Here is a 17505-nt window from a genome sequence, read left to right as displayed (position 1 = left end):
CACCTCATCGCGTGTTCAGTTTTTCCCCGGGATCAGCGTGCAGAGCATGGCTTTCAATGCATGAATTCGCCTGCCAGGAAACTTCAGCAGCCGCAGGTATTTTTTCAAAGCTTCCAGCTTTCTGCCCAGTTTTCTGAGAATGTAGGCTTCTGTTTCCAGAAATTCCAGCCGATCCTTTCCGTTTTCCGTATTATTTTCCAGCAGGGCGTAACTTTTCAGGGCAGTTTCATATTCACCCCCTTCCAGGGCGAATCCACCCTGCATCCGATAGTAATCTTCATTTTTATCAAATTTAAAATTGTTAATCAGTTTCAAGCCTTCCTGGTATTTTCCTGTCTTCCACAATGAGGAGAGAAACACTTTCATCACACCCCAGCTTTTTTGATTCAAATCCACGCTGCTGCAAAATTCCAGTATTTCCTGAGATCTGCCCAGAGAATCAAGCAAAGCCAGCTTCCGTTCCAAACCGTCCTCAGAAAGACGCATGAAGTACTTTAAGGCCTGCTTCTTTTTCCCTGCCTTTTCTAAAATTTCCCCGGCTTTGTAATTAAATGTCTCCTGATCCATAAGTTTTTTTCCCTTTTTCAATCCAGAGAGGGCAATTGCATAGTTTCCGGCGTCCATACAATAACCAGACAGAAACAAAGCGCATTCTCTGGCAGGAAGCGTGCCTGGTTGTTCGCGTAGGATCCGGTTTGCGACCCTGAAACAGATTTCATTCCTGTTCAGATAGCGGTTGAGTGTAAACAGAAGGAAGAGCGATTCAGTTTCACCGGCATTTTTATCCAGATCAGTCAAATCGTCCCTGAATAAAGGCGCAGTATCCGGATTCAGAGAGAGGATGCGTAAAAATTCAAGCAAATAATGTTCGTTTCCGTATTTCTTGTACAAACTGAGAAACCAGCAACAGGATTTGGGATAATCTCCTGTTTTATTGTATAACAAAGCCAGCATCTCATTCAGATGTCTTTCATTTGCATAATATCCGGAAGCTCGCTCAGAACTAAAGAGATCTTGTTTTTCCCGGGTTAAAAGCTGATTCTTAAAAAACGACCCTGCCTGATTGAAGTACTCCAGAGCTTTTTGCGGATCAGCAGACATTAAAAGGTATGCTTTTTGTTCAATCACCAAGGGATGTTTCGGAATAATTTTTTCAGCCTGCTCCAGCCAGTAGAGTCCTTCTTCATTCTTCTGTTCCCCGATTTTCAAAATCGCCAGCGAAAGCATGACTTCACCGCGGTTTTTCAATTCAGGGTATTGAAGCAGTTTCAGATAATCCTTTACAGCTTCTTCCATTTTCCCGGTTTTGAATTCATAATAAGCCCGTGCTGACAAGCTGATCATCGAGTCATCAAGCATTGAAAACAGGCGATATGCTTCAGGAAGATCTCCGGATTCGGAAAAAAAGAGGGCTTTCTCCAGAATCAGCTTTTGATCCTCTTCAGGAAGTGTTCTCACAAAAGATACAATCCGCTCAGGCGGATGGTCCTGGTAAAAACTGCTGATTTCCGCAAGATGCAGCATCTCCCAGAAAGATTCGTCGCTTTCACTGCAATGGACGCAGCCTGGCGAGAGGGATGCAAAATCCAGATTCAAGCTCAATTTTCGCATCTGGTCTGCCTCGGCAGAAAGCCAGATTTCAGAGAATCTGCTGTTTTTCAGGTTGCCAAGGGAAAACGGGTCGCGGCAGCAGACGCTGACTTCCCCGTCAGGCCTGATCAGCACATTTTTAAACAAATAAGGGCAGGGATTTTTGCGGAGATAATCTCCGCCTAAGAACCGCCTTTGCGGAGCGAGTTTTTCTCTTGCCGCCAGATTCAGTTCAGGAAGCGGCACGATGTAATGCCGATCATCCGGCAGTTCCGGAAGTGGAGGATTTTCACCTTCAGTCAGGACTTTTTTCCAGTAGTTCCAGATTCCCTCTGTTTTGCGGTCGAATTCAGGGGAACCTTTCAACAGAAGCGGCCTGATGTTTATCAGATGTTTCTTTTTTTCCTGGATCCCTAAATACGACAGATCCATAAGCGCCACGGTTTCATGCGGCAGCTGAAGTTCAGAGAGGAATCCGCTCCAGTAAGCTGCAAAATCTCCCACTTCGCTGAAATTTCCAGGCTGAACTATGATCTGGAAGATGAAATAGAGGCTGGATAACCCTGATTCAGATCCTTTTCTCACCAGGTACTTGATGTTTTCCACTGTTTTCCTGAAATTTCCGCCCCTGCGGATGGAGTTGTATGTCTGCTCATTCACAGCGTCTATGGAAAAATTCAGCACGCAGAAAGCATTAGATTTGTCAGTGCTCAAAAGGGAAAGCAGCTGATCTGATTTTTCAGGATCGAGCAATCCGGCATTAGTGTTCAGGTAAACCACGTCGAACAGCCGGGTTCTTGAATTCAGACTGTAAGCAGACTGGAGCATCGGCAAAAAATCCGGCAGCAGAAAAGCTTCCCCGTTCCAGAAAAAATAGAGCGCCCTTGCACTGAAGCCGTTTCCAGCCATGTCGTCCAGCACTCCCCGGAAAAGGTCCAGGCTGAAATCACTTTTCAACTGCCTCTGATACTCAAGCGTACCATGATGGCACATGATGCATTTCAGGTTGCAGCGGTCAGTGACTGCAAACTGGAGGATATCGATTTTTCTTAAGTTCACGCACACCTCAGCGAGATTCAGTTTTTCCCAGGAATCAGCGTGCAGAGAATGGCTTTCAATGCTTGAATTTTCCGGCCTGGCAACTTCAAAAGCTGCAGGTATTTTTTCAAGGCCGGCAGTCTCCTGCCTAATTTTCTGAGAATGTAGCCTTCGGTTTCCAGAAATTCCAGGCTTTCTTTCCGGTTTTTTGCTGAACTCTCCAGCCTGGAATAACTTTCCAGAGCTGTTTCGTATTCACCGGTTTCCAGGGCGAATCCCCCCAGCCGCCGGTAATACTCCTTGTTTTTTTCGAAATTGCAGTTTTGGAACAATTGCAGGCCTTCCCGATAATTCCCGGTTTTCCATAAAGTCGAGAGATACAATTTCGCGATTCCCCAGTTCATTTGATTCAGATCCAGCGCTCGGCACTGCTCCAGCACTTCCTGATCCCTGCCCAGTTCATCAAGCAGCATCAGTGTCCGTTCCAGCCCGATCATCCCAAGACAGCGGAAGTATTTCAAGGCCTGCCTTTTTTTGCCGGCCTGATCCAGGATTTCTCCTGCCTTATAATTGAATATCTTCCGGTCCATCAGGGTTTTCGCCTTTTTTAATTTTGCGAGGGCTGCAGCATAATCTCCGGCAGCGAAATAACACTCAGCTAAAAGCAAATCGCATTCTTTCACCTTCTGGATGAATCCATTCTGCAGTTTGTAATATTCCCTGTTTTTATCAAAGTCGCCATTCAGTAATTGCAGGCCTTCACGATAATTGCCGGTTTTCCAGAGGGCAGAGAGGTACAGTTTCGCCACACCCCAATTCTCCTGATTCAGATCCAGATTGCGGCATTGCTCCAGTATTTCCTGATTCCTGCCCAGCGAATCAAGCAGAGCCAGTGTCCGTTCCAGTTCGCTCTTTCCCAGCCTTTGAAAGTATTTCAGGGCCTGCCTTTTTTTGCCGGCCTGATCAAGGATTTCCCCGGCTTTATAATTGAAAATCCTTTGCTCCATCAGATTTTTACCCTTTTTCAGTTTTAAAAGGGCAGCGGCATAATACCCTGCAGCGTAATAACAATCCGCTAGAAAGAGATCACACTCCTTCACCTTCAGAACGAATCCCTCTCTCAGGCGGAAATATTCCTCGTTTTTAGCAAAATCACCTGTGTTCAGCAATTCCCGGCCTTCCTTATATTTACCTGTTTTCCACAAGGACGAGAGATAAAGCTTCACTATCCCCCAGTTTCTTTGATTCAGATCCAGATTGCGGCATTGCTCCAGCACTTCCTGATGTCTATCTAACGATTCAAGCAGAGCCAGTGTCCGTTCCAGTCCTGCTGCACCAAGGCGGCTGAAGTATTTCAAAGCCTGACTCTTTTTACCGGCCTGGCAAAGGATTTCCCCTGCCTGAAAATTAAAAATATCCGGATTGATGAATTTTTTACCCTTTTTCAGGCTGTTAAGGGCCTCCGCATAATTCCCGGCATCAGAAAAATGCCCGAACAGAAACAAGGCGCATTCCCCGGCATGAAAAGTGCCCCCACCACGCAAAATCCGGTCTGCGATCCGAGAGCAGATTTCAGTCCGATTCAGAAATCGGTTGAGAGTAAACAGCAGAAAAAGAGCTTCGATTTCAGCAGTGTTTTTATCCAGATCAGTCAAATCAGCCTGGAACAGGGCCGCTGTTTCCTGATTCAGGGTGAGGATGCGTAAAAATTCCAGTAAATAGTGCTGATTTCCGTATTTTCTGTATAAATCGAGGAACAGGCGGCTGGATTTAAGGCAATCTCCTGTTTTATGATACAGTAAAGCCAGCATTTCATTGACCAGCTGATCGTCATGACAGGCACAGGCACGCTCGTAACAGGACAGCGCCAGTTTCACCCGATTCAATCCAAGCGCCAGGTTACCTGCCTTGACCAGATATTCTCCAGCCTGCGCTTGATCCTTTTCAGCCAGTTTCAGATACAGCCTGAGCGCTTCAGCCTGATCGCCGGACTCGGAAAAAAAAAGGGCTTTCTCCAGAATCAGCTTCTGTTCATTTTCCGGAAGCGTTTTGACAAAAGATACAATCCATTCGGGCGGCTTGTTCTGAAAATAGTTGCTGATTTCAGCCAGATGCAGCATTTCAAAGAAATTATCGTCGTTTTCACTGCAATGGACGCAGCCGGGGGAGAGGGAGGCAAAATCCAGTTCCAGGTCAAAATTTCTCTTCCTGCCTGCTTCCGCAGAAAGCCAGATTTCAGAGAATCCACTGTCCTTCAGGTTGCCAAGGGAAAACGGATCGCGGCAGCAGACAGTGACCTCTCCATCCGGCCTGATCAGCACATTTTTAAACAGATGCGGGCAGGGATTTTTGCGAAGATACGGCCCGCCCAGGAATCGTCTCTGGGGAGGCAGTTCTTTTAAAGCTTCCTGCTTGAGTTCTGGAAGCGGCACAATGTATGGCAGATTATCAGGCAGTTCCGGAAGAGCAGGATTTCCGCCCTCAATCAGGACTTTTTTCCAGTATTGCCAGATGCCTGTGATTTTACGGTCGAAATCAGGTATTCCCTTAAGTAAAAGAGACCTGATGTTGATCAGATGCTTATTTTTTTCCAGGATCCCTGAATACGACAAGTCCTCAAACGCCACAGTTTCGTGCTGAAGCCCAAGTTCAGACAGGAATCCGCTCCAGTAAGCGGCAAAATCTCCTACTTCAGTGAAATTTCCAGGCTGCACCACGATCTGGAACACAAAGCAGGGGTGGGAAAATCCGGATTCCTTACTTTTTCTCACCAGATATTTGATGTTCTTGATCGTTTTTTTGAAATTCCCGCATCTGCGGATGGAGTTGTAAGTCGGTTCATTCACCGCATCTATTGAAAAATTCAGGATGCTGAAAACATCAGTTCCGCTTCTGTTCATCAAGGAAAGCAGCAGATCCGATTTTTCAGGATCCAGCAAGCCTGCGTTGGTGTTCAGGTAAACCACGTCGAACAGCCGGTTTCCGGCATTCAGGCTGTAAGCATACTGAAGCATCGAAAGAAAATCAGGGTGCAGAAATGATTCGCCGTTCCAGAAAAAATATAGCGCCCGGCTTTGGAATCCGCTTCTGGCCATGTCATCGAGCACACTATGGAACTGGTCCAGGCTGAAATCACTCTTCAACTGACGCTGATACTCCAGGGTGCCGTGATGGCACATGATGCAATTGAGATTGCAGCGGTCAGTGACCCCAAACTGGAGAATCTCGATTTTTCTTAAATCCACGGCCGCCTCATTCAGAGCAAGAACATCTTATAAACTCAACAAAATTTATGAGTCCTGTCCCAGAGTGATTCATGATCACGTCTCAGGATATCAAAATTACCTGAAAAAACGAAATCCCAGGATCGGCTTTCCGGGTTTGACGAAGCGGGGAAGATGTTACATAATTTTAAAAAGATATAATGAATACCGAAAAAGCCAGGAAAAGAATCATTGTTCAAAAGAATGTTTCCCAATCTGCTGCTGTTAACTTTTTCAATTGCAATGGCAGGGCTTATCTCTGAGGTTGCACTCAGGATATTTTATCCCAGCCTTTATCTGTTTCCATCGCAGCATGTGATCATACTCAATAAAGGAGACAATTGTTATCTCGATTGTGAAAATGCGTACATCACAGACCGAGACATTATTTACCGCAGAAATCCAGCCAACGGAGTATACAATGAATTGGGAATCTGGACGGAAAACGGGAAACTTGAGGAGCGGCTTAAAACCGCACGGAAAAAAGTGCTGGTAGTTGGTGATTCTGTGACTGAACAAGCAGTCCTGTTTGAGGATGGATTTACAAAATCAATGGAGCGGGTGCTGATAAAAGAATCCGGCTATGGAAAAGTGGTGGTCATGAACGCAGGTGTGGGCGGCTGGAACTCCTGCCAGGAAAGAATATATCTCAAAAAGTGGGGATTTAAAACCAATCCTGACCTGATCGTGCTGGCCTTTGTGAACAATGATCTGACGCCGCCGTTAGCACATCACCATTATTCAGACCGCATCGAAATAGAGTATTTAAATTCAATCTGCATCCCGCTGATCGTGGATTTCGGCAGATTCAATTTTTTTGTATTTGATCACTCGCATTTCCTGGCCCTGCTTTTTCTTAACCTTGAAAAAATGGCAAAGCATTTTGGGATTCAGCTGAGCGTGGATTATTACCACCCTGTGACAGAAAAAAATAAAAAAAGTCTTCAGCAGATTGTGGATTTGGTCAAGAAAAAGCAAATCCCTCTTCTGATCGTTCATTTCCCTGTATTTCAAAACCTCGATGATTACAGCCGGAATCCCGAGGCTTGCCTGCACGAGCTGCTGAAAAAATTCTGTCTTGAAAACAGAGTGCCTTATCTCGATCTGCTTGAGAATTTCCGCGGCATGAAGGGCCAAGATGTTTGCCGTGACCCGAACTCAGTGCAACAGATCCATCCCAACAACAAGGGACATAAGATTGCAGGTGAGGCGATCGCGGATTTCATACTGAAGAACGGGATTCTTTAACGGGATTTTCCGGCAACCGCTGAATAATTGACAAAAAGTAAAGCGTTTGATTGACTTGCAGCATGGTCTCCAGATCCTGGCTGATTTTTGACAATCCATTCTTCCAGAGCATTTCCAGCAGACTCTATTTTGGGCTCTATCTTCTGGACCGGTTTTATCACAGCCTGAGGTACAGGAAGGTCAACCGGCCTGTGATCAGCATAGGCAATCTGCATGCGGGCGGAACCGGTAAAACAACGCTGACCGCCGAAATCGGGGAATATCTCACAAAAAAAGGTCTCAACATTGTGATTCTGTCCAGGGGGTATAAAGCCGGATTGCGAGGCAACCACAAGCTTGAACCAGGAGCAGATCCGGATCAATACGGGGATGAGCCTGTGATGCTGGCAGAGCGGACCGGAATTCCTGTGCTGATCGGGAAAAATCGCCTGGCTGGCCTGAAGAGATACCGGCAGCTGAAGCCCGACTGCCTGCTTCTGGACGACGGGTTCCAGTATTACCGCCTGCACCGCGACCTGGACATACTGACGATAGACTCCACCTCTCCCATGGAAAGTTACCAGCTGCTGCCGACAGGCCTTTTGCGCGAACCGCTGACTGCCTTCAGACGGGCCAGGGTAGCTGTACTGACAAGGTGCGAACTGGCAGACCCGGCCTGGCTTATATATCTGGAAGGCCTGATCAGAGGGATCAGCCCAGGGATCAGGATTTTCCGCGCCTGCACTGCAGTCAGGTGCTGGAAAAATCTCAATTCCGAAACCGTGCAGCCACCCGCAGAGGCGGAATCAATCTGCGGAATCGGCAATCCAGAATCCTTTGACCGTCTGCTCTCAGGTTCCGGCATCAAGCTGGCTGGAAAAAGGGTTTTCCCGGATCATCACAAGTATTCAAAAGCAGACCTGAGCGGCCTTTCAGGACAGACCATTGTCACGACGGAAAAGGATGCTGTGAAGCTGAAAAAAATTGCCGGCAGTATCAGCAACATCATTTATCCGCAGATCGGATTTGACCTACCTGCCGAGTTTTATGAGCTGATCATGGTAACAGCTTGCTGCAGCTGAATTTGCCAGACTTATTTTAATTCTCGACTTTGGCAAATTTTCCATATCATGCTGCTGAAGCCCTTGTGGGGTGGCCAGGCGTCCGAAGCTGTAACAAAACCCGGAGGGTTTTTCAACAGCTTCAGATGCCAGGACAGGACCCGCCACAAATCAAGGTTTTCGACAAATATCTGGCTGCACACCATAAAAATTTGCCAAACTCAAGTTAATTTTATAGAGTGGATGAATGAAAAAATCGAAACTGATCGTGATCACAATGGGCGATCCGGCAGGGATCGGTCCTGAAATCCTGAATCTCTGGCTTAAAGTTGCAGATACTGGGCAGGACTGCTTTGTTCTTTGCGCTTCTACCGGATTTCTCGCTTCGAAGCTGCCTGCCTGGGACGGTAAAGTCAGACCTGGAATCTATTTGTCCGGGATAGAGCAGAAACAGAAAATCAAGCCCGGGAAAGTGCAGGCTGAAGCAGGGCGCCTGTCCTTCGCCTGCCTGGCAGAAGCTGTCGGGATCGTGGAAATTAATCCCGGTGCGATCCTGGTGACCATGCCTGTTTCCAAGGAAGCCTGGCACAAGGCCGGGATCCGGCAGCTCGGGCATACTGATTATCTCAGGGACAGAGCCGGGGTTGATGCTGTGCTGATGTTTTTCCACGGGGAAAAATTTTCAATGGGGCTCTGCACTGTGCATGTGCCTCTCTCGCTTGTTCCAGGTTTGATCACTACCGGGCTGATACTGGAAAAATTACGGATCATCGCAGCCAGCGGCATGGCCAGCGGGAAAAAGCCGATCGGAGTCCTGGGCCTTAATCCGCACGCCGGCGAGAACGGCCTGATGGGCAGAGAGGAATTCCTGGTCAGCGAAGCGATCAGGCTCGCGGAGCACGAAGGCATTTCCGCCTGCGGACCCCTGGTACCGGACACCTTCTTCAAAACAAAAGCAGACTGCTACCTCGCCCTGTATCACGATCAGGGATTGACGCCTTTCAAGCTCGTACACGGATTGAGCGGAGCCAACATTACGCTGGGGCTTCCTTATCTGAGACTCTCAGTGACGCACGGCACTGCTTTCGGGATCACAGGTCTGGGACAGGCAGATCCTGCCGGTTTTTATTATGTGCTGGAATTAGCCAGAAAATTGGATTTTAACCGATTTCAAAGGGTCTGTTGCAAAACGGGACACTGAAATTCGAACAATCCGGTTCAGGTGTTTTAGAATGCAACAAATCGATAAGGCAGAGCCTGTTCTGCCACTGCATGGTGGAATCGTAAATAAACCAGGAAAACCTTGCACTGCTAAGAATCTGACATTTTGTTGTTCCGATCGTTGCAATCTGGCATTCAATCTGCTTTAATACATTCAACAATCAAAGTCAGCAGGAGGTTGTATGATGTTTCGCAGAGTCAAAGGCTTCTCACTAGTTGAATTGATGATCGTCGTTGCGATCATCGGAATTTTGATCGCAGTGCTGCTCCCTGAATTGGGCGACATGGCCACCAGGGCCAGAATTTCTACAGCCCAGAGTTCCATGAACGGAGTCCGCGATGCGATCGTCCGTTTCCAGGCTCAGGAATCCAGGAAATGCGAGAATCTGGACTGGCTGGTGCCGAGATACCTGACTGAAAACAAAAGAGACCCCTGGGGAAACCAGTATTCGATCGTGCCTACAGACGGTATCATCATGTCCAACGGACCGGACGGCAAAGTGGCTGGAGACGTCATGGACCCGGTCAACAGGGATAACCTGATTGTTTCCTACCTGCCGCCGCTCGCGATTTCAGACGCGGCCCAATCCGGCGATGTCAATGGAAACGGCCTGCTCGACAACGGCGACGTGATCACGATCTATTTCAGCAAGACTCCGAAATTTCCGGCCCAGGCAAAGGCCTCAGGGGCTGATTTTCAATTCAAGAGCGGCTACGACAATAATCTTACATCTCTGATCACGTTTACTGTGGGCGACAGCTCCTCAAACGATACGGGCAAGGGTGCGACAGGCGACCCGGTGGCAGGCTGCATCGGATCCCTGACTCTTCAGGAACCTGCCACTGGAGTGACAGCAGGCACGCTTAACGGCATCTACAACTTCGTCAGCCTGCTGGTCGGCAGAAACAGCGGCGCAGGCTGCAAGTCTTTTGAAGCCGATATTTATGTCCGCATGGCAGATGCTTCGATCAACCCGCCCTGGGCTGCTACGTGTTATTCAGACTCCCGCCACAACCTGGCTGTGCAGTCCAAAAGCAACACCAAGATGAGAAGACCTGGCGAGTATTGATCGTAAAAAATACCAGTAATCCAATAAGGGGCGCAGCCAGCTGCGCCCCTTATTTTTTGTTTCTTATTGATCTTTTTTTATGATAAACTTCTGGCATGGACCTTCTGGAACAATTAAAAAGCACTGATCCTGACAAACTGCGGGCTGCGATCATCGAAATCGCCAAACTGGAAAGCCTTGACCCGGATCGTCTCAAGATTCTCTATGCAGAACTGCAGAAAATCATCGGAAAAAATGACAAGGCTCTGAACTTTTTCGTCAGGAAGGCCACCCGCAATCTGGAAAAGATCGAAAAACTGGGCCTGGATGGGGAGGCAAAACATTCCACCAGCCTTCAGAAAGCAGCCGAGGGACTGGAGGAAGGTCTTGATTCCCCTGACAGAACCGTGCGTCTCAATACCTTGCACGCACTGACAAATTCAGGACTCCCAAAGGCGGAACTGACCAGGGTGCTGGAAAAATTCGCAGAGAGCGCTGCTGAGGATGAAGCCATTGCGGCGATTGAGCTGCTCGACAAAAACGGTCCCAAAAGGACAGTGAAAGCAGCTCAACCTGAAGTGACCTCACCCTTGGAAAATCCCGTGCAGCCTGAAGCGGCGGTGGAAGATGATAATCCGCAGGCCCAGGTTGCGCCACCCGTCAGAAAGAGCTGGAAATTTCCTTTAAAAACCATGCTGTTCCTGATACTTTTACTCGGAATCAGCGGGACCGGTTACTGGAAGCTCTGTTCGCCAGAAGAGCGGCGGAACCTTTTTTCACGGGAAGACCGGGATGAACTGAAAGAAATACTGCCGGGCCCTGATCTTTTGAAAGACCGGGCCTCTGAATTTTTAAAGGCTCTGGACGGGAAGGATTATGCAGGCTTCAGCCGGATCGCTCCAGCGGGGTACGCCGGGAATTTCAGCCGGGAGCTGCAGGAGTTCATGCTCGCGAAGTTTCCCCGCGGCTGGACGGTTTCACTTCTCCTCTCAGTCTATGACTTTGAAAAGAGCGGATTGATTCTTTTCCTGCTGCGGGAATCCGAGCGGGTGACTCTTTTGTCGCAGAAATGGCAGGTAGAGGGCAAAAACTGGATTCCCTCCGGAATCCCACAGCTGGTTTCTGTACTCCCTAATCTTGAAAATCCGGTTGGCTCAGGAAGCGGAAAAGATCTTACCGGCACTAGTGAATCAGCCGGTTCCAGCCTGGAAGTAATCGAACTCGGAACGGCTGAAACAAAAGAAAACGGTAAATAACGTGTCTTTTTTGCAGATAGCGGATGTTTTTAAATCCTTTGCCGGAAAACCGGTACTGCAGGGTGTTTCCCTGGAACTTTCCCCGGCTGAGATCGTGGTGATCCTGGGGCCATCTGGATGCGGGAAGAGCGTTCTGCTCAAATGCGTGATGGGCTTGATTGCACCAGACCAGGGAAAAATCAGTTTCAAGGATCAGGAACTCTGCCCGACCGGATCTGGTTCAAGAAAGAGCAGGATGAAAATAGGAATGGTCTTTCAGTCCGGAGCTTTGTTCGATTTCCTGAATGTGTTTGAGAATATTGCCCTGCCGCTTAGAGCACACACGGATTTAAATGAGCATGAGATCAGGGACAGGGTGGATAAAACACTCGTCGGATTTACGCTCTCGAAATTTTCCACCCTGTACCCGGCTGAATTGTCGGGTGGCATGAAGCGGAGGGTGGCGATGGCGCGGACGATCATTACAGAGCCGGAACTGATCCTGTTCGATGAACCTACGGTCGGCCTCGACCCGGAAAGGGTTGCGGGGATCAATGAATTGATAGTAAAATTATCAAGGCAGGGAAGCGTTTCCTGTCTGGCGGTAACACATGATTTGTACAGCGCTTACCGGATAGCAGACAGAGTTGGGCTGCATCATGAAGGGAAGATCAAGCATCTGATGGGAAAAAATGCCTTTTTCAATTCCGAAATACCCGAAATTCGTGAGTTCCTGCATGGCTTTAAAAACTGACAGCCTCCTGGTGGGAGCTTTTTTTACCGCTGCGCTGCTGGTGCTGACCGGCTTTGTTTTCATTCTGGGTGATTTCAGTTTACAGGAGGATTACAAGGTTTTCGTGATTTTCAGGCAGATCAACGGGCTTCAGACTGGAAGCTTTGCAGAATATCTCGGCGTCCGCGTAGGGACAGTCAAGAATATTTACCTGAGGGAGGCGGAAACCGAAATTCCCAACAGTGAAGTGGTAGTCGTGCTTTCAATCGACAAGAAATTCAAAATACCCAGGAATGTGGATATTTTCATCGACACCACCGGACTTCTGGGCGAGAAATATGTCAGTATCCGGGGAGCAGGGATCGGGAAGGAATTTATCCAGAATGAAGACTCCATCAGGGGAAGGGACCCGCTTCTGCTCGTAGATGCCTATGAAAAATTTGAAACATCTCTGGACAAATTCTCAGACCTGATGAATGAAATCAACCAGCTCGTTTCAGATGTGGAATTCAAGGACCGGATCAGGAAAACAGCCGACAATCTGGCCGTAGTGTCTGAAAACTTGAACGGAGTGATCACTGAGGCTCAGAAGCAGCTGGACAAGACCATGAACAACCTCAATACATTCCTCACCCGCGCTGACGGCACTTTAAAGAGCAATCAGAGCGAGATCGGGCAGAGCCTGAAAAACCTCCAGGAAATCAGCAAGAGATTCGCGCTGTTTCTGGCTCAGCTGGATTTCCCGGTCAAGGAGGGGGATAAATCCAAATTCGCTGAAGATTTATTGAGCATTTCCGGCAGACTGGATGTGATTCTGAGGGAAACCGAGAAACTGGCGGTGAACGACAAGTTGAAAAGCGCAATCACGGAAACCGCGGAGAACCTGAAGAGTGCCACAGGCAAGGTTAACCAGTTCCTCGGCCAGGACCTTGGATTAAAGAACAGATGGAACTGCAGCGTTTTTCAATCCCCTTCCGACGGCGATTATCAGACCGATATCGGCTGGAGGCTGTCTGCAGGCAGAAATAATCTGGAAGCCGGCATCTCAGATATTAACAGCCGCAGGGAGCCGGGGTTTCTGATCGGCAGGAAGGAAAACGGTTATACGCGGTTGCTTGGTTATGCGGACGGAGGACCCAGCTTAAAGCTGGAGACCTTGATCTTCGATCTGGACTGGGAATTGAGTCTGGTCAGCGACAGGGACTGGCTGTACCGGATAGCCTGCAGTTATCCTTTTTCACAAAATTTTGGAGTGATTCTCAAAGTCGAGGATTTCAGCCGTAAAGACCAGCTTTATCTTGGAATTAAATACAATTTCTAATGAGAAATAAGTTCAAGCGATTCTTATTTTTTGCCCTGGGAGTACTGCTGCTTTCTGCGGTGATCCTTTCCCTGATCGGAAGCGACCGGATCGCCGGATATGTTATCTCCAAGGTCAAGGAAACTCTCACCTCCAAATTCAAAGTCGGGTTGTTTTACACAAAAAGCGGATTTTCCTATACCAGGGGCGTGTTCCTGGAAGATTTTATCATCACCGATTCCCGGGAAGTTGTAGTGATGAAAGGGCGGGAAGCCAGAATCGACTTGAGCTTTCTATCCTCCCGCCGCGAACTGATCATCAGCCGGCTGCTGGTTACAGGCGGTGAGCTGTTCATGGATGACAAGGGTAATGTTCCTGCTGTGGATCTGACTCAATTTTACCGCTACATCCGTCATCTCCTGCTGACCGATTTTACCGTAGTCTGCAGTTTAAAGGAGAGGACCTTCAGACTTCATTCATGCTTCCTGGAGGTGTTCTTTTCAAAGGAAAGGTGGGAAGGACAGGTTCGTCTCACAGACAGTTCAGGCAACAAAGTGAAAGCGCTTTTCACCGGGCCAGGCAACTGGGGGCTGGATGGCGAGTTCGAATTGAACGACGTTTCACTCCTCTCTGATCAATCGCTTTTCCATCTGTTCGACGCAAGGATTGTCATGCACAGAGGACATGCCAACGGAAAATTCAACGGATTTCTGGCTGATTTGATCGATAAAAACCGCTGGAACCTCGAATTACACGTCAGCGGGGCCGATGCTTCAATCTTTGGAAATGAATTCAGGGAACTGACCGGAGAAGTTGGAATCACACCGACTGGACTGAATTTCGATCTGGACGGGAAATATTGTTACTCTCAACTCAGAATCAAAGGAATTCAGAAGGAAAAGGATTTCTTGTTCAAGGTCACTTCCCCCAGGATTAATCTGGCAGATTTTCAGGCTTTTTTCCCGGACAACCTGACAACGACTCTCAAGGGGCTCGGAAGATGTGAGGTGGAAGTAAAAAGCACAGGTGGGAAGATCAAGGAATTTTCCGGCAGACTGTCCCTGGATGCCGGGGAGATTTATTCGAATATGCTGGAGAACATGGAACTTGCATTCAGTTACAAGGAGGGGAAATTATCGCTGGCCAAATCTTCGTTCCTGCTTTCCAGGGCCTGGGAAATTCTGCTGAGCGGTGAGGTATCGGTGACCCCGGCTGCCGGTGCGGATCTGACATTCAGAGCTCAAAACAGCTCTTTCAATTTTCTCTCCCTGGACGGCACGGTCAAAGGAAAAGCCGGGAAGTTCCTGCTGGAAAGCGATCTGTTGCTTGGGGCTGAACATTTTCCGTTTCAGTTGGACTTGAACAGCCTGCCCAGATTCAAGGGAGCTGTGAAGTCCAGGTGCCTGACCGCCGTCTGGTCCGGTGAAAGTCTTCCAGGGAAAGGGATCTCTGTCCGCTCGGATTACACTCTGGCACTCCCTGTTTTCACAGAGCCTCTGTCCGGAGGCCTGAATTTTAAAACCCTGGGCCTGGATCTGGAAATCGGCAGATCGACGGTAAATAATCGATTCGGGAAAGGCGAATTGTCGGGGCAGCTCGGACTCTCCGGCAATCACCTGAATTTTTCCTGGGCCGGAAAATGCGACCTGATCCGGTATCTCAAGGATCTCGGATTCGGAGGGATGGCAGAAATCAGCGGCGAGGCCTATGGAAATTTATCGAACCCGCAAGTCTCCGCTGAAGTAAGAATCCCGGATTACGGAATTGTTGCAAAAGCCCAGGTCAGCCGGGATTCCGTTGAAATAGACGGGAAGATTGAAACAGCAGAATTCAATGGGCAGTACGAGATGAAGCGATCAGAATGGGGCATGAATTTCAGGATGAATGATTATGTGATCATTGCGCCGATGCTGCGGGATATTTTTCAGAGATACGGAATTACCGCTGACAGGATCAAGGGTCTGATCACCATGAAAGGCCGTCAATCAAAGATAGGCGATGTGGATTTCAAGATTGTACTCAAGGACGGGAAATTCAAAGGTCAGGGATTCAGAGAATTGACTTTATCCGGGAAAGGAGACGAGCAGAGTACGACCCTGGCGTCTTTTGAAGCGCTTCTGCCGGATGGCGGCAGCATCAAAAATCTGGGACAGATAATAATCAGGAACGATACCGGATTGAGATCCATGGGATTGAAGTTTGAGAACGCCAGGCTCAGTTTCGAAAAATTCTCTTTCACTACTGATGGAGTGCTGGCATTTTCCACTGATCTGGCTACAGGGGAAGTTTCGCTGCGGCTCTCTGATGTGAAATACGGGGGCAACTCTGCGGGCAGTTTTATTTTGTCCGGCAGGATCGCAAAAGGTGATGTCCTGGTTGATGATTTCGGTTCAGATAATCCTGTATTCTCAGGCTGGAAGGGTAACCTGAAAATTTCTCTTTCCAAAGACAAGTTTTGGTTAAGAGGTATTAAGCTAAAAAATCAGAATTTCACACTGCAGGGGGAACTTTGCCTGCAAAACGACCTGACTCTTGAAGATTTTACCCTCAGTCTTTCGGACAGGCAGTTGGATAAAGAATGGGTTTCTTTGAAAATGGCCGGGGACTCACTGTCTGGAAGCTTCGATCTTGACTGCGGATATTTGAAAAAAATAACCTCTTTTGATAAACTTCCAGGAATTGTTTTGAAGGGCAATCTGATGCAGAACCACGGGCAATTGGAGTTTGCGACCGATTACAACGGTGAAAGTATCAAAGGCACCAGCTCTTTCTACCTGACTCACGAAAAAACCGGCTGGCATTTGACCGGGGAAGCCGAACTGGACGACTGCAAGATTGTGTTGAAGACCGGCGAAGACGTCAATCTCGACCGGGTGAATCTCTCACCGCTCAGATTCAAGCTGGAATTGCGTGCCGGACAGAATGTCTGGGTCAAAAACCAGTTTTTCAATATTGAGGTTTCCGGTTCATTCTTTCTGACCGGCGAAGACTATCCAGGCATTACCGCTTCAGGCGATGTCAAACTTGTGAGAGGAACTGTGAATTATTTCAATCACAGGTTTGATATTGTTACAGGAAAGGCGTACTATCAGACGCTTGCCAAATCAAAAGAAGACGGCAGCAAAAGGGAAAAGGTGATCGATTTGAAGCAGCGCGATAAACCCTTTGATGCAAAGTATAAATATCTTGATCCTGAACATGATTTAAAAGGAAAGGAGCATGAAATCGTCCTTTCACGCAATGAAAGCTTCATCGAAGGCGATACCAATCTTTTCCTGAACCTGACAGCCTACAAGAAAATCCAGGGAAATGATGTCTATCTGTCTGTGAATGGCCCTCTCAGCAATCTCCAGGTTTCCGCCTATTCAACCAATGAAATGGAAAAGGACAAGCTGCAGAAGATGATTACCGGCAGCACTCTGGGTTCCCTTGGAGACGATCAGTGGAGCGATTCCCGTTTCAGGGAAGCACTGAAATTCAATCTCAGCGAACAACTGATGGGCAAAGTCGGAGATAACATTGCCAAGGAACTTGAACTCGAAGAATTCGACATCGAGAGCGGGAGTGAAAAATTCAACCCGGAAAGCCTTGACCTCAGGCTGGGCAAGTCACTGAATGACAGAGTTTATCTCCGCTATTACAAAGCAATTAGAAGATACGAAGAAGACCAGCAGTTCGAGCTCAAGTACAAAACCAATAAACACCTGTACCTGGATGGAATCTACGATGATTACAAGCAGGAATACCGGTACGGCCTTAATTACAGTATTTCCTTTTAGCAAAAAAAC

Annotated in this window: 10 protein-coding genes; 8 read left to right on the top strand and 2 right to left on the bottom strand. The window is 48.0% G+C overall.

Features of this window, described 5'->3' with window-relative positions; all coding sequences use genetic code 11:
* Window positions 1-15: 15 nt before the first annotated feature.
* Complete coding sequence (locus PHW04_01545) at window positions 16-2649, bottom strand: SPASM domain-containing protein (GenBank protein MDD2714556.1); 2634 nt, start codon at window positions 2647-2649, stop codon at window positions 16-18.
* 17 nt (window positions 2650-2666) lie between these two features.
* Window positions 2667-5873, bottom strand: a complete 3207-nt coding sequence (locus PHW04_01540; GenBank protein ID MDD2714555.1) for an SPASM domain-containing protein — start codon at window positions 5871-5873, stop codon at window positions 2667-2669.
* Window positions 5874-6083: 210 nt separating this feature from the next.
* On the opposite strand from PHW04_01540, the gene PHW04_01535 reads away from it, so the two are divergent.
* From PHW04_01535 to PHW04_01500, 8 genes are all read left to right on the top strand, one after another.
* Complete coding sequence (locus PHW04_01535; GenBank protein ID MDD2714554.1) at window positions 6084-7139, top strand: SGNH/GDSL hydrolase family protein; 1056 nt, start codon at window positions 6084-6086, stop codon at window positions 7137-7139.
* A gap of 62 nt (window positions 7140-7201) precedes the next feature.
* A complete protein-coding gene (gene lpxK, locus PHW04_01530) occupies window positions 7202-8200 on the top strand; it encodes a tetraacyldisaccharide 4'-kinase (protein MDD2714553.1) in 999 nt (332 codons plus the stop codon).
* Window positions 8201-8426: 226 nt separating this feature from the next.
* Window positions 8427-9380: a 4-hydroxythreonine-4-phosphate dehydrogenase PdxA gene (locus PHW04_01525; GenBank protein MDD2714552.1), complete on the top strand. Its 954-nt coding sequence runs from the start codon at window positions 8427-8429 to the stop codon at window positions 9378-9380.
* Window positions 9381-9582: 202 nt separating this feature from the next.
* A complete protein-coding gene (locus PHW04_01520) occupies window positions 9583-10470 on the top strand; it encodes a prepilin-type N-terminal cleavage/methylation domain-containing protein (protein ID MDD2714551.1) in 888 nt (295 codons plus the stop codon).
* Window positions 10471-10565: 95 nt separating this feature from the next.
* On the top strand, window positions 10566-11705 hold the full coding sequence (locus tag PHW04_01515; GenBank protein MDD2714550.1) for a hypothetical protein: 1140 nt from the start codon (window positions 10566-10568) through the stop codon (window positions 11703-11705).
* Between the two features lie 10 nt (window positions 11706-11715).
* Window positions 11716-12438 (top strand): ATP-binding cassette domain-containing protein, encoded by a 723-nt coding sequence (locus tag PHW04_01510; GenBank protein MDD2714549.1) that lies wholly within the window; start codon window positions 11716-11718, stop codon window positions 12436-12438.
* Complete coding sequence (locus PHW04_01505; GenBank protein ID MDD2714548.1) at window positions 12377-13738, top strand: MlaD family protein; 1362 nt, start codon at window positions 12377-12379, stop codon at window positions 13736-13738. Before PHW04_01510 ends, PHW04_01505 begins: the two co-directional genes overlap by 62 nt.
* Entirely contained in the window at window positions 13738-17496 is a 3759-nt protein-coding gene (locus PHW04_01500; GenBank protein ID MDD2714547.1) for a translocation/assembly module TamB domain-containing protein, read from the top strand. Before PHW04_01505 ends, PHW04_01500 begins: the two co-directional genes overlap by 1 nt.
* Window positions 17497-17505: the final 9 nt, after the last annotated feature.

This window comes from Candidatus Wallbacteria bacterium (genome assembly GCA_028687545.1).
In the GTDB taxonomy this organism is placed as follows: domain Bacteria; phylum Muiribacteriota; class JAQTZZ01; order JAQTZZ01; family JAQTZZ01; genus JAQTZZ01.
Note: the sequence above shows the minus strand (reverse complement) of the source record. Positions and strands in the feature narration are given on the sequence as shown.